The 12,553-nt window shown below is 67.2% G+C and carries 8 protein-coding genes; 5 read left to right on the forward strand and 3 right to left on the reverse strand.

The genetic code is table 11. The features are described 5' to 3' along the window. Position 1: 1 nt before the first annotated feature. Complete coding sequence (locus tag IV112_RS00405; RefSeq protein WP_304000389.1) at positions 2–1,969, reverse strand: TonB-dependent receptor plug domain-containing protein; 1,968 nt, start codon at positions 1,967–1,969, stop codon at positions 2–4. Between the two features lie 250 nt (positions 1,970–2,219). On the opposite strand from IV112_RS00405, the gene IV112_RS00410 reads away from it, so the two are divergent. The 5 genes from IV112_RS00410 (at position 2,220) to IV112_RS00430 (ending at position 7,169) form a co-directional block, all read left to right on the forward strand. Beyond that, a complete protein-coding gene (locus IV112_RS00410) occupies positions 2,220–4,274 on the forward strand; it encodes a M3 family metallopeptidase (RefSeq protein WP_304000391.1) in 2,055 nt (684 codons plus the stop codon). A 10-nt stretch (positions 4,275–4,284) separates the two neighbouring features. Next, complete coding sequence (locus tag IV112_RS00415) at positions 4,285–4,863, forward strand: DUF4124 domain-containing protein (RefSeq protein WP_296813324.1); 579 nt, start codon at positions 4,285–4,287, stop codon at positions 4,861–4,863. A 102-nt stretch (positions 4,864–4,965) separates the two neighbouring features. Continuing rightward, entirely contained in the window at positions 4,966–5,724 is a 759-nt protein-coding gene (gene xth / locus IV112_RS00420) for an exodeoxyribonuclease III (RefSeq protein ID WP_304000393.1), read from the forward strand. Continuing rightward, the gene (locus tag IV112_RS00425) at positions 5,721–6,383 is read left to right on the forward strand and encodes a Crp/Fnr family transcriptional regulator (RefSeq protein ID WP_304000395.1); all 663 of its coding nucleotides are present in this window, start codon (positions 5,721–5,723) and stop codon (positions 6,381–6,383) included. The genes xth and IV112_RS00425 overlap by 4 nt, the downstream gene beginning before the upstream one ends. Before the next feature lie 18 nt (positions 6,384–6,401). After that, positions 6,402–7,169, forward strand: coding sequence for an amidohydrolase family protein (locus IV112_RS00430; RefSeq protein ID WP_304000396.1), 768 nt, complete (start codon positions 6,402–6,404; stop codon positions 7,167–7,169). Between the two features lie 84 nt (positions 7,170–7,253). Here the strand turns inward: IV112_RS00430 and IV112_RS00435 are convergent, their stop codons facing one another. Then, on the reverse strand, positions 7,254–7,544 hold the full coding sequence (locus tag IV112_RS00435) for a contact-dependent growth inhibition system immunity protein (protein WP_304000397.1): 291 nt from the start codon (positions 7,542–7,544) through the stop codon (positions 7,254–7,256). After that, positions 7,537–12,546 carry a two-partner secretion domain-containing protein gene (locus IV112_RS00440; protein ID WP_304000398.1) on the reverse strand — a complete coding sequence of 1,670 codons (5,010 nt, stop codon included), beginning with the start codon at positions 12,544–12,546 and terminating at the stop codon, positions 7,537–7,539. The genes IV112_RS00435 and IV112_RS00440 overlap by 8 nt, the downstream gene beginning before the upstream one ends. Positions 12,547–12,553: the final 7 nt, after the last annotated feature.

Below are 12,553 nucleotides of genomic sequence, written 5' to 3' on the forward strand. Positions count from 1 at the left end.
GTCAGAAGGACCAGACCGCCTTCACATAGGCGCCGCGTTCAATCGCCAGTGAAGAGGACGGCAGCGTGTCCGCCGCGTAGTGCACGCGGCGTGCGTGCAGCAGGTTCTGTCCGACCAGCGACAGTTCGAGCCCACGGCGCGGCGTCCACGCCAGACGCAGGTCGAGATCGGTGAGCGAAGGAATGTCCGCCGGCTCGACCCGGCTGGTGTGGCGCAGCCAGGCGTCGAACTTCAGGCGCGGCGTCAGGTTCCACAGCGAACGCAGCGAGAGGCGGTGCCGCGCATCGGCGGAGTAGATGAAGAAGTTGGTCAGCGGAATGTCGGCGCGAAAGGTGCGGTCCAGCGCCGTCGAGTCGGTGTAGGTGTAGGCGCCGTGCAGCGACCAGTCGGTGCGCGGGCGATAGTCCGCAGCCAGTTCCAGACCGTGCGCGCGACTGTCGTCGCTGGCGCGCACTTCGAACTCGGCGAGCAGGGTCGGAGCCGGCAACGCGACCACGCCAGTGAACACATTGACGTACTCGGCCTGATGGCGGTAGCGCGTCGCGAACGCGGCGACATCCACGGTCAGCGGACCGCTGTGGTAGCGGTAACCCAGCTCCAGCGAGGTGGCGGTTTCGCTGCGCATGTCGCGGCCCCCGCCGGCGCTGCGGATGCGGAAGCCGCCGGCCAGCGGCGGCTGCGGGAAAGGGCCGAGGTCGGCGCTGAAATCGCGCAGCGCTCGCGACGGCTGGCGCGTGGTGCGCGACGCCGCCGCCCAGGCGCTGTGCGGGCCATCCGGCGTGAACATCAGGCGTGCAGTCGGCTGCACTTCCGGCTTGTCCAGATTGCTCTCCTCGACGCGGACGCCGAGCACCAGGTGCAGGCGCTCAGGCAGCAGCGTGATGTCGTCCTGCACGAATACGCTGGTCCAGGTGGTGCTGCGGCTCGGCGGCCGGATGAAACCGCCGATCAGCTGCACGTTCAGCTGGTCCGAGGTATGGCGGTAACTGGCGCCCCAGATCACGTCATGACGACCGCCCTGCGGCTCGCGTCGCTGGAAGTCGATGTCCAGCGTATTCCGCGCGTCGTCGATCGGACCGGCCGCGTTGTCGACGGCAAAGCTCGAATGCGCGTAGGACGCCTGCAGCGAGTAGTCGGCGCCGCTGTCGGCGATGCCGGCGTAACGCATCAGCAGATGGTTTTCCTGCGAATCGAGACGGCCGGGTATCGGCGCACCGCCGAAGGTGTAGCGCGTCAGATCGAGTTCCTCGCCGTGCCGCGTGCTGCTCGCCCCGGCCTGCAGCGTGAAGGTATGGCCGCCACCGAGCCGGCTTTCCCAGAGCACGCCGCCGGCGGTGTTGCGTCCGTCGTCGTAGCCGGCCGAGCCATCCGGCCGGTCGCTGGCGTCGCTCAGGCGGCGCTTGGCCCAGATACGTCCGCTGTGGCTGTCGCCGACGCTGAAACCGTGGCGCACGGCAAGCCAGCCGCGCTGCTCGGTGCCCGCCGCGGCACTGACCAGCGTGCCCTGCGTGTCCTGCGCGCGGCGGGTGATGATGTTGATCACGCCATTCATCGCATTGCTGCCCCACAGCGCCCCGCCCGGCCCACGCACCACTTCGATGCGTTCGACGTCCTCCAGCATCAGTTCACGGTCTTCCCACACGGTGCCGGAGAACAGCGGCGTATAGACGCTGCGGCCATCGACCAGCACCTGCAGCTTGTCGGCGAAGCGGCTGTTGGCACCGCGCAGCGAAATCGCCCAGCTACCGGAGGAAATGCGCCCGACCTGCACGCCCGGCGCCATCTGCAGCGCCTCCGGCACCGATGCTGCGCCGGAGCGCTCGATGTCCTCGCGCGAGATGACGAATACGGCGGCTGGCGTGCTGCGCAGTGACTGCGGCTTGCGGGCGGCGGTGGTGACCTTGATCTGCAGCAGATCTTCCAGCGCAAGCCCGGCCAGGTCGGCGCTCTCGTCATCCGCGGCAGCCATCGAAGACGCGCAGCACAGCACGAGCACGCAGGCGCGCACGCGCAGGGAATCAACTCGCGTCGGACGATGTCTTTTCATGGCTCGGGCTTTTGTTTGCGGCCCCGTCTCCGGACGCGGCTTTATTCTTCATCTGCTTTCGGCATGGAAATGCCCAACTTGAGTGAGCGGCGCGCAGAGCGGGCTAGAATCCCCATTGAGATCCGCGCGCGACCGCCGCACGTGTCAACCCGTACCGAACCGTCCGCACACCATGACCACGAATCCATTGCTCGATTTTTCCGCCCTGCCCCGCTTCGATGCGGTGCAGCCCGAACACGTGGCGCCGGCCATCGGCGAACTGCTGAAGCGCTATCAGGCGCTGATCGACGATCTGACCGCGCGCGCCGAGCCCCCCACCTGGGACAGCTTCGCCGCGCCGATCACCGACATGGGCGAACAGGTGAATCGCGCCTGGGGCGTCGTCGGCCACCTGCACGGCGTCAATGACGTGCCGGCCTGGCGCGAGGCCTACAACGCGACACTGCCCGACATCACCCGCTTCTACAGCGCGCTCGGCCAGAACCTCGCGCTGTTCGCCAAGTACAAGGCGCTGCGCGAATCCGCGGAGTACGCGACGCTGTCGCCGGCGCGCCAGCGCATCCTCGACAACGAGGTGCGCGATTTCCGCCTGTCCGGCGCCGAGCTGGCCGAAGATCAGAAGCCGCGCTTCAAGGAAATCCAGGAAGAACTGGCCGCGCTGTCGGCGAAGTTCAGCGAGAACCTGCTCGACGCCACCAATGCCTTCGCCGAGTACGTCACCGACGAAGCGCTGCTGGCCGGCCTGCCGGAAGACAGCATCGAGGCGGCGCGCGAAGCCGCCCAGCGCGACGAGCGCGACGGCTGGAAGTTCACGCTGCACATGCCGTCCTACCTGCCAGTCATGCAGTACGCGGACAACCGCGACCTGCGCGCCCGCATGTACCGCGCCTACGCCACCCGTGCCTCCGAGTTCGGCGAAGCGGAGCGCGACAACACGCCGCTGATCGCCCGCATCCTGGCGCTGCGTGCCGAGGAATCGAAGATGCTGGGCTTCGCCAGCTTCGCCGAACTGTCGCTGGTGCCGAAGATGGCGGACACGCCGGAACAGGTGATGGACTTCCTGCGCGACCTCGCCGGCCGCGCCCGGCCGCACGCGCAGCGCGACCTCGACGAACTGCGCGCCTTCGCCCGCAACGAATTCGGTCTCGACGAACTGCAGCCCTGGGACATGACCTGGGTGTCGGAAAAGCTGCGCGTTCAGCGCTACGACTTCTCGGAACAGGAGGTGAAACAGTACTTCCCGGAGCACAAGGTGCTGGAGGGCCTGTTCCGCGTGGTCGAGGGGCTCTATGGCGTCACCATCAAGCCGGACACCGCGCCGGTGTGGCACCCGGACGTGCGCTTCTTCCGCATCGAGCGTGCCGGCGGTGAACTGGTCGGCCAGTTCTACCTCGACCTCTATGCACGCGACACCAAGCGCGGCGGCGCCTGGATGGACGAGGCGATCACCCGTCGCGCGGTCAGTGGCGGCGTGCAGACGCCGGTCGCCTACCTGAACTGCAACTTCCCGTCGCCGGTCGGCGGCAAGCCGGCCACCTTCACTCATGACGACGTGATCACGCTGTTCCACGAAAGCGGCCACGGCCTGCACCACCTGCTCACGCGAGTGGACGACCTGCCGGTGTCCGGCATCCACGGCGTCGAGTGGGACGCGGTCGAACTGCCCAGCCAGTTCATGGAGAACTTCTGCTGGGAATGGGATGTGCTCTCGGGCATGACCGCCCACGTCGTTAGCGGCGAGCCGCTGCCGCGCGCGCTGTACGACAAGATGATCGCCGCCAAGAACTTCCAGAGCGGCATGCAGACGCTGCGCCAGATCGAGTTCTCGCTGTTCGACCTGCGCCTGCACCACGACTTCGTACCCGGCGGCGACAGGACCCTGCTGCAGCTGCTCGGCGAAGTGCGCGACGAAGTGGCCGTGGTGCGCCCGCCCGAGTGGAACCGCTTCGCCAACAGCTTCAGCCACATCTTCGCCGGCGGCTATGCAGCCGGTTACTACAGCTACAAGTGGGCCGAGGTGCTGTCGGCCGACGCCTTCGAAGCGTTCGAGGAAGCGCGCAGCGTCGCCGGCACCGTGTTCGACACCGCCACCGGCCGCCGCTTCTGGGACGAAATCCTCGCCGTCGGCGGTTCGCGTCCGGCGCTGGAATCGTTCAAGGCCTTCCGTGGCCGCGAACCCAAACCCGACGCGCTGCTGCGCCACAGCGGCATGGTGGCCGCGGCCTGAGGAGAAGATGATGACGCTGCGCAGACTGCTCTGCGTGACCCTCGCCGGCGCCGTGTGCGCCGCGCCGGCCCTGGCCCAGACCTACAAGTGGAAGGACGCCCAGGGCCGCACCCACTACTCGGACACACCGCCGCCGGCCGACGCGCGCGCGGCGACCGAGAAGAAGCTGCAGCCCAGCGTGGTCGAACAGGGGCCGAGCTATGCCGAACGCGAGGCGATGAAGAACGCGCCGGTCACCGTCTGGCTCGGCAACGAGTGCGACAAGCTGTGCGAGTCTGCGCAGGCGCTGCTGAAGAGCCGCGGCATCGCCTACAGCGAACAGCGCATCACCACCGAAGAACAGAAGCAGGCCTTCGCCACGCGCTTCAAGGTGAAGGAAGCCCGCGTGCCGGCCATCGCCGCCGGCGCCGACCAGCTGATGGGCTTCAGCGCCGACGCCTGGACCCGCTTGCTGGACCGCGCCGGCTACCCGGCAAAGGGCAGTGCCAAGCCACAGCCACCGAAGCCGGCCGCCGCCGCGCCCGAAGCACCGGAGGGTGCTGCCGCCGAGGGCAACGGCCAGACCGCGGAGCCGCCTGCGCCGCGCTGAAGATCCCGCTGACGCAACTGTTCAGTGTCCGGCGCAGATGGGACAATGCGGCGGCCCTGCAGGGCCTTGCCCGCTCACTGCCTGCCCGTGACACCGATACCGATGAAGATTGCCTGCTGGAACGTCAATTCGCTGAAAGTCCGCCTGCCCCACCTGACCGACTGGCTCGCCACCGAACAGCCGGACGTGGTGTGCCTGCAGGAAACCAAGACCGAAGACGCCAACTATCCGCGCGCCGAACTCGAGGCGGCCGGCTACCACAGCGCGATCAGCGGCCAGAAGACCTATAACGGCGTGGCCATCCTGTCGAAGCGGCCGGCCGAGGACGTGCAGATCGGCATCCCTGGCTTCGCCGACGAACAGAAGCGCGTCATCGCCGCGACGGTCGATGGCGTGCGCATCGTGTGCACCTATTTCCCGAACGGCCAGGCGGTCGGCTCGGAAAAGTTCGAATACAAGATGCGCTGGCTGGTCGCGCTGACCGACTGGCTGCGCAACGAACTCACCCGCCACCCGCAGCTCGCTCTGCTCGGCGACTACAACATCGCGCCCGAGCCGCGCGACGCGCATCCGGACTGGAAGGATGAAATCCATGTATCGCCGCCGGAACGCGCCGCCTTCGCCGGCCTGATCGCACTCGGTCTGACCGACGCCTTCCGGCTGTTCGAACAGCCGGAGAAGACCTGGTCCTGGTGGGACTACCGCGCCGGTGCCTTCCGCCGCAATTTCGGCCTGCGCATCGACCACATCCTGCTGTCCGCACCGCTGGCCGCACGCTGCACCGCCTGCGTCGTCGACAAGGCACCGCGCAAGCTGGAGCGCCCGTCCGATCACGCACCGGTCATCGCCACGCTGTCATGAACGGACACACGGACGCACTCACCGCGATCTATCCGCTGCTCGCCGGCCTGTCGCCGGAGGCGCGCGCACTGATCGAGAAGGAAGGCCGCGCGATGGAGGTGCCGGCCGGCACCCGCATCTTCGACGAGCACCAGCCCTGCGGCGGTTTTCCCTTCGTGCTCGAAGGCCAGGTGAAGGTGGCGAAATCGTCGGCCAACGGCCGCGAGTTGCCGCTCTACCGCGTGCATGCCGGCGAAACCTGCGTCATATCGAGCGCCTGCCTGCTCGGCCACATCGATTACAACGCGCACGCCGTCGCCGAAAGCGCGGTCAAGCTGCTGGTGCTGCCGACCTCGCTGTTCGACCGCCTGCTGTCGGAGCCCGCTTTCCGGCAGTTCGTGTTCGGCCTGTTCGCCGAGCGCGTGGCCGAACTGATGCAACTGGTCGAAGCCATCGCCTTCCAGCGCCTCGACCAGCGCCTGGCCGCGCTGCTGCTCGGCCACGGTCAGACCCTGCACACCACGCACCAGCAACTGGCCGACGAACTGGGCAGCGTGCGCGAAATCGTCAGTCGCCTGCTCAAGAGCTTCGCCGAACAGGGCCTGGTCGCGCTCGGCCGCAACCAGATCGACATCCTCGACCCGGCCGGTCTGCGCGCGCTGGCCGCCGAGCGCAAATAGGACGGCACTGCACATGACATGAACAGCACCGCTCTGCCCGACGTGGAGGGCGGCCTGTTCGACGCCCACCTGCACATCATCGCGCCTGGCTTTCCGCTGATCCCGAACCAGGGCTATCTGCCGGACTTCTTCACCGTCGACGACTACCTCACCCGCGCCAGGCCGCTGGGCATCACCGGCGGCGCCGTCGTCTCCGGCAGCTTCCAGGGCTTCGACCAGACCTACCTGCTCGACGCCCTCGCCCGCCTCGGCCCCGGCTTTGTCGGCGTGACACAACTGCCGGCCAACACGCCGGACGACGTCATCCTCGACCTCGATTCAAAGGGCGTGCGCGCCGTGCGCTTCAACCTGCAGCGCGGCGGCTCGGAAGACGTGTCCCAGCTCGAACGGATGGCGCTGCGCGTGCATGAACTGTGCGGCTGGCACGTCGAACTTTACGTCGCCAACCGCCACCTCGCCGGCCTGCGCGACCTGCTCGCGAGACTGCCCAAGGTATCCATCGATCACCTCGGCCTCACGGCCGAAGGCTTCGACGATCTGCTGTGGCTGGTCGAGCGCGGCGTCAAGGTGAAGGCGACGGGTTTCGGGCGGTGTAGCTTCGATATTGCAGAGGCGCTGCGCCGGATTGATGCAGTGAATCCGGAGGCGTTGATGTTCGGGACGGATCTGCCGTGTACGCGGGCGCCTAGGGTGTTTGAGGAATCGGATATCGAGGTAATGAACCTCGCCGTCGGGACGCAGGAAATATTCGGACGAAACGCGGTTCGCTGGTATGCCAACACTTGACTCTGAATCGCCCCCCGTTAAGCCCGACTCTGAGGCAGGTCAGGAGCCCAGAGACACAGGTGCAATTCCCTCCGATCAAATCGTTCAAGTCGAGAGTCGCTCACAAACCGACGTCAGCCACTCCCTGTATGTCTGTGAATCAGCACGAGGCTCGTAGTAGCAGCCCAGCCTCAAAGCCATTTCGCGAAGCTCGTCCTCGCTCTTTGTGTCGAACAGCAACTGTCTGATTTCCTTGACCGCGACCGAGACCTCGTCGGTAGGCCACTCATCGAGATAGCACTCAACCGCGGCTGTCGCGGTGTCGTGGTCAGACTTCCAGTCTTGGTGAAAGTAGCCCGCTAGAAGATCCTTCAGGTGTCGATACTTTTCACTCATGGATCGGAAAACCTGTGTGAATTCGATAGCCGTTCGGCATGGCCGCGTCGCGTCTAATGATTAATCTGATCTTGTTTGTATCTACCGCTTGAGCCATGCCTCTGCTGACAGTGATTCCGACAGGATCCGACAGCGTGTGCTCGACAATTACTTGAGGCTTTGACCCTGCCAGCCATGCATTGATCTCACCCTGTCGGGCATCCAGCGCTGTAGAGATGCTTTGTTCCGCAGTAGCTCGATCATAGAAGGACGAGGAGCCTGAGATATGCGGCTCATCCGCTAAGCGCTTTATCAATGCTGCTTCTGACTGACCAACATGTTTCAGCAGCAAGTGGCCGCCTGCTCTCTCATGCGCCTGCAATCCGCCGCCGGGAACAAGCCGGCTGAATGCAGCTTGTCCGCTTGCGGCATGAATCGCATTATCCACACTCCCATCCGCCCATCGCAGCAGCTTCTGCCCTCCAACCTCGATCACCCGCGCAACGAACTGCCCCGCCAGCGTCGTCAGCACCGCGCCGACGGCCAGATCCTCGGGGCCTGGCAGCAGCAGCGATGCGCCGGCCGCGGACAGCACGACCACTTTGTCGATGTTCTGCGCGGTGTTGGCGCCGACGTAGTGGCTGCTGCCCTGCGACGCAAACTGGTAGGCCTCGGGGTCGGGGGCGAAGTCCTGGCGCACGACTTCGGCCGACAGCGGGCGCGCCATCAGGCGGTCGAACAGGGCCAGGTTGTAGGCGATGGCGTCGGCACTCTGCTGGGCGCCGAGCCAGGGGTTTTCGGGGTCGATGCCGCCGGGAAGCTGCGCACCCATGCCGAGTGGCATGGCCTCGGTCATCAGACGGTAGTACTCGGTACAGAAGCCGGTCGTTTCGCATGCGATACGTGCTTCGGCCAGCGCCCGCTTGTTCGCCTGCGACAGCTGTCCGAAGTCGGCGTCGACCGCCTGCAGACAGGCGGCGTCGCCACCGCAGGCGTTCTTCGCACTGGCGTAGCGGTCCTGCTCCGGGTGCTTCAGGAAGTTGAACAGGGTCACGTTCTGCGCGGAGAACGCGCCCGCCAGCGGATCGCCGCCGGCCGCATCGGCGACGGCACCGCCGGCCATCATGCTGAACGCGGTCAACAGCGCATGGCCGTGCGCCGTTCCGCTCAGGCCCAGTGCGTCATCGAGCGGACGTTCGATCAGCGTTGCGGTCATTGCGCCCAAGGCGCCTGCCATCGGGTCACCGCCGCGCGCGGCTTCGGCGAGTGCGCCCAGTGCGCCGTGCGCGAGCAGGTGGCCGACGCTGCCATGCTCGCCGAACACGCCGTCACCGATCCGGCCTGCACCCAGGGCTGAGGCCTGATTGACAGCCGAATAGAGCAGCGCGGCTTCGAAGCTGCTGCCGGTCACCTCGCCGATCAGACCAGAAGTCAGCGCTCGGGCGGCGTAGCGCTGCAGGGGATCGTTGAAGGTCGTTCCGGTCCATTGTGCGGATCCGGCACTCAGGCCGGCAGCCAGGCCGCTGTTCAGCGCGTTGCCGATGTCGAGGCGACCGCTGGCCACCATCTGGCCGACTGACGACGAGATCGTCTGCGTCACGAAGGCGCTGGCCACGGTGTTGCCGAAACCGGCCGCGCCCGCCGAGGAGGCCGCCGCGAAGGTCGAGCCGGGCGACGCGAAGCTGCCGATGAAGGTCGATACGTCCACGCCTATCATCGAGGCGACCAGGAAGCTGGTCGCCAGCCCCATCACGTCGCTGAAGCCGAAGTCCTTCTCGAAGCGGTAGTGCAGGTCATCGCGCGCCACATCGCGCACGAAACGGCTGCCCAGTTTGTCGGCCAGCTGTGCTTCGAAGGCCGCACTGCGCTGTCGCGTGTCGTCGACGCCGTCGCCGAGCAGTCGGAACTCACCTGACAGGGACTGGATGCGATCGATGTCCAGCGCCCACTGCGCCGCCTGCATGAAGCCGCCAGCCTGCACCTGGCTGCCTTCGACGATCAGCGTGCCGCCGTCGACCTTGAATTCCTCGTAGTAATAGGCCGAGCGCTTGCGGTTCAGCAGTTCGTCGGCGGTCACCGACAGCGTTCCGTCCGACAGCACGAAGCCGGTGTTGTCGACGGTGCTGCCGACGATGACGATGCCGACGTCGGCATCGAGCAGACCGCCCGGAATCACCGCAAGCTGAGATTGCCAGTCCTCCGGCAGATAGATCCACGGACGCAGTGCGCCGCCCCGCTCGACGTACCAGAGAATGGGCGACTTCAGCAGCGCCTGCTGCGCCTCGCCGAGCGCCGACCCCATCGGAATGCCGTGCTCGACGGCGAAGGCGAAGCCGTTCGCTGCCAGCAGCGTGCGCTGCTGGGCCTCGGGCGATTGCCCGGTGAGCGGATCCCAGCTCAGCCCGGGCAGTATCCAGCCACGGTGCGTGGTCGCGAGCAGCGCGTTGCGCAGCGCTGCCGCCTCTTCCTCGGGCGTCAGCGCGAACGGCGCACGGCTGGCGAGGTCCGCCGGCAGCAGGCGCATCAGCGCTGCACCGCTGTAATCGCCCGGCGGCACCGCAAGACCGCCGTGGGTGCCGTAGGCCGCTAAGTCGATGGCGGCCGGCGGCAGCGACAGCTCGGCGGTCCGGTGGTAGTAGTCCGCGACCACGTCAAAACCGTTGCGGATGTGATCGGCGCGTACCGCGATGCTGCCGGCGTGGATGCTGCCGGTATTGACGAAGGAGGACAGCGCCGCCGGAACGTTGCCCAGGCTGCCCGAGCGCTGGTCGATCAGCCGGGCGAGCGAAGCCAGCAAGAGGGCTGAGCCGTCCACCGACGGGACCGGGGCAGTCGGCGGAGGCGTGCCTCCACCCGGCGTTCCGCCAGCGCCGCCATCCGGAGGCTGGCCGACGGAAAAGTCCGCCCCGGCCTGGATGATGCCCGGCAGCACGCCCAGCTCGACGCTGCCGGATGCGTTGCGCATCCAGTCGATCGGGTCGAGACAGACGTCGGTGGCGACGTCGCAGCTGCCGTCGTCGCCGAACTGGGAGTCCGGATCGATCAGCGAGTAGCGCGAGGACCAGGTCGCGCCGTAGCGCCTGTCTTCGTTCAGGAAGTCGGGTGCCGTGATGTCGATGCGTCCGCCCGCGAGCACGCGCGCGCCGCGATTGACGAAACGCTGCGCGCTGACTGTCAGGTCGCGTCCGGCCACCATGGTCGCCGGCGCCGCCGGCTGTTCGATATCGGCGCTGCAGACGCCGGCGTACTCGGTTCGGCAGCCGTCGAAGTACTCGTAAGCGACCTCGACATGACGGCTGGCGACCTGTGTTTCGTTGCGGACCTCCTTCGCCACGATGGTCAGATCGCGGCCGGCTTCGATCACCGATGCATTGGCGAAGCGTGCGTCGAGCACAACATGCAGATCACGCCCGGCCGCCAGCGTGTCGCGATTGACATAGTCGTCGGTGCCCGACCCGCTAGGGGTTGCCGTGCCCGCGAGCAGTTGCATGCGCAGCGTGTCGTGGTCGCTCAGGATGTCCGGCGCGTCGAGCAGGTAAAGATCGCTCGCCGCACGGAACAGCCGGCCGCTCACCTGTGGCGGCTCATGTTCATCAGGCACCGGCGCGAACAGGAAGAGGTCGCGCCCGGCCGACGCGTTACCGGACGCAGCGGATTGCTGCGGCTCCTGCCACAGGAAAAGATCGCGCGCCGCGACCAGCGTGCCGCCCTCGTTGTCAGCCGCGTTCACGAACAGATCGAGTCCGGCCGACATCGTGCCGGCGTTGAGCATCCGCACCGGCGCCCGCTCGTCATCAATCGCGCGACTGGAATGAGCGCCGGTCAGATGACGGCGATGATCGGGCACGCGCACCGTTGCAGCAGCTGCGTTCATCGTGCCTCCCGAGCGGATGACGCCCGTGTTCAGGCCCATGCCGAGACCGGACATCGACAGCGCGCCGCCGGCCTCGATGCGCCCGGCGTTGCGCAGCGCCGTCCAGCCGTCAGAGTTGTCGCCGACGAAGCCCAGACCGATGTCGCCGTCCGCGCTCATGCTCGCGGCCGCCGCGAGATCGAGACCGGTGCCGACAAACTTCAGATGGCGGCCTGCCTCGACCGACGCGGACAGCGCGGAGTCCATGGCGCCGATGTTGTAGAACTCGACGTCGCGCCCCGCGCTTACCGCGGCGTCGAGCAGCACGGTCTGGCGCGACGCGATCAGGATGTCGGCGGCCGCGAGCAGCGGCGCAGAGGTGCGCACGCCGATGTTCTCGCCCATCGCGATCAGCTGGATGCTGCCGGCGCTGACGGTCTGGCCGATGTCGATGGCGATGAAATCATCGCTGCCCTGCGGATACGCCGCGAGGTCGTCCGGGACCAGCGACATGCCGTCGACCACGGCCCGGCCGGCGAACAGGTTTGCGTCGCTGGTCGTACGCAGCTCGCCGCGCGTGCGCACGGTCTGCGCGATCAGATCGATGCGCGCCGCCAGTGCGGCCAGTCCGTTGGTGCCGATGTCGATGCGGCCACCGGTCACGTCGAAGCGCAGTGCGTCGTCGGCCCAGACCGGCCGACCGGTCGTCAGCTGCACGTGCTGCGTGCCGATGAAGCCGCAGCCGTCGCAGGTGATGCCGTTCGGATTGGCGATGACCAGACGCGCCGCTTGCCCGGCCACTTCGATCTGTCCCAGCAGCGCGCTCGGTCGATTTCCGGTCACCTCGTTGACGATGAGGCTCGCCGCCGCACCGCCGAGATTGGGATTGGCCACCAGCGCGCCGGCCAGCACGGAGTTTGCGCCCGTCGGCGCGTTGTTCAGCACAAGGCCACGCGCCGGCACGTCGAAGGCCGACCATCGGTTGTGCGAGGTGCCGCGCGCGTCGGCGGCCACGATATCGACGACCGATACGCCGCCGACCGACCCGACGCGGGCCTGCTGATGCGCAGCGGCGGTCACGTCCGGCGTCAGGTCGGCACGCACCGGCAGCGAAGCCATCAGCATGACAACGGACATCCATGCCGACAGGCGGCGACGGATCGAACGCATGCGGACC

The organism is Methyloversatilis discipulorum, from assembly GCF_018780585.1.
GTDB classification, from domain to species: Bacteria; Pseudomonadota; Gammaproteobacteria; order Burkholderiales; family Rhodocyclaceae; genus Methyloversatilis; species Methyloversatilis discipulorum_B.